We start from the raw sequence: 2,087 nt of genomic DNA on the forward strand, positions 1-2,087 counted from the left end.
ACCAGTCGTACGGCGAGGAGTGAGTGTCCGCCCAGGGCGAAGAAGTCGTCGTGGACGCCGACCTCCTCCACTCCGAGGACCTGCGCGAAGGCGGCACACAGGAGTTCCTCGCGCGCGTCGGCCGGCCGCCCTGGGCCACCCCTGTCCATCGTGTTGGCATAGTCCGGCACCGGCAGGGCCTTGCGGTCCAGCTTGCCGTTCACCGTCAACGGCAGCGCGTCCAGGACGACCACGGCCGAGGGCACCATGTAGTCGGGCAGACGCTCGCCCACATGGGTCCGCACCAGCGACGGCAGCCCGTCAGGCCTGCCATCCGTCGGAACGACGTAGGCGACCAGCCTCTTGTCACCCGGAGTTTCCTCCCGGGCGAGCACCGCGGCCTGGGCCACCCCCGGATGCGACTCCACCACCGAGCGGACCTCACCCGGCTCGATCCGGAACCCACGGATCTTCACCTGCTCATCCGCACGCCCCGCAAACACCAACTGCCCATCCGCCGTCCAACGAGCCCGGTCCCCCGTCCGGTACATCCGCCCACCACCGGCACCGAACGGATCCGCCACAAACCGCTCACCCGTCAGGCCCGCACGCCCCGCATACCCCCGCGCCACCTGCGCACCCGCGACATACAACTCACCCGCCACACCCACCGGCACCGGCGACAGCCCCGCATCCAGCACATACAACCGCGTATTGGCCACCGGCCGCCCGAACGGCACCACACCCCCCACACCAGCCGCGACCCGGCCCGCCGCCACCATCACCGTCGCCTCCGTCGGACCATACGTATTCACCAGCCGACGACCCTCACCCCACACCCGGGCCGACTCCACCCCGATCGGCTCCGCCCCCACCAACAACGTCTCCACACCCGGCAGATCCCCCGCCCCCAACACCCCCAGCAACGACGGCACCACACTCGCCGCCCCCACATCCCACTTACGCACCAAAGCCCGCAACAAGCCAGGCTCCGCACGCTCCCTGACCCCCGCCACCACCAACGTCCCACCACAACCCAACGCCACACCCACATCCAGAACCGACGCATCGAAACTGAACGACGCGAACTGCAACACCCCCACCCCCGACCCCACACCCATCAACGGACCGAACACCGACACCAGATTCACCAACGACCCCTGCGACACCACCACACCCTTCGGCACCCCCGTCGAACCCGACGTATAGATCACATACGCGGCATGACAGGGCAGCAGAGACACTCGCCGCTCGTCGCCATCCAAAGCGCCCAGACCCAACTCCCGCAGTTCAGCAGCGGTTTCGCAGGAGTCCAGCACCACCGAGGCCACCGTCCCCACCAGCGGCGCACACTGCGAGACGGTCACCGCGACCCCGGCACCGGAATCGGCCAGCATGAACGCGACCCGCTCCGCCGGATACTCCGGATCCAGCGGCACATACGCACCGCCCGCCTTCCACACCGCCAGAATCGACACAACCATCTCCACACCACGCGGCAGACACAGACCCACCACCGACTCCGGCCCCACACCCCGACCGACCAACAGCCGGGCCAACCCGTTCGCCCGCGCGTCCAACTCCGCATACGACACCGCGGAACCCTCGAACACCACCGCCACCGCATCCGGCGTCCGCGCCACCCACCCCTCGAACCGCTCCACCAACGACACCACCGACACCCCCACACCGGTGTCGTTCCACTCCCCCACCACCCGCCGCCGCTCGACCTCACCCAGCACATCCACCGCACCCACCCGCACCAACGGATCAGCCGTCACCACCCCCAACACCCGCGACAACCGCTCAGCGAACCGCTCCGCACTCTCCACATCGAAGAGGTCCGCAGCGACGACAACCACTCCCCGCAGACCGGCCGGAGCACCCTCGCTGTCGAAACGCTCCGCGACGCTCACATCGAGGTCGAACTTGGCGACCGCTGCTCCGACCGGCACCCCTCCGGCCTGGACGCCGGGCAGCTCGACTACCGCTTCGGCGTTGTTCTGCACAGTGAGCATGACCTGGAACAGCGGGTGCCGGGCCAGCGAGCGCACCGGGGCCAGCTCCTCCACCAGCCGCTCGAACGGCACATCCTGGTGCGCGAACGC

At 69.0% G+C, this 2,087-nt stretch carries 1 protein-coding gene; it reads right to left on the reverse strand.

Translation table 11 applies throughout. The features are described from left to right. Nucleotides 1–2,087, reverse strand: a 2,087-nt coding sequence (locus tag ACFY4A_RS42470) for an amino acid adenylation domain-containing protein (protein ID WP_390834654.1), incomplete at both ends; no start/stop codon positions are given.

This window comes from Streptomyces sp. NPDC001292, assembly GCF_042896465.1.
Taxonomy (GTDB): domain Bacteria; phylum Actinomycetota; class Actinomycetes; order Streptomycetales; family Streptomycetaceae; genus Streptomyces.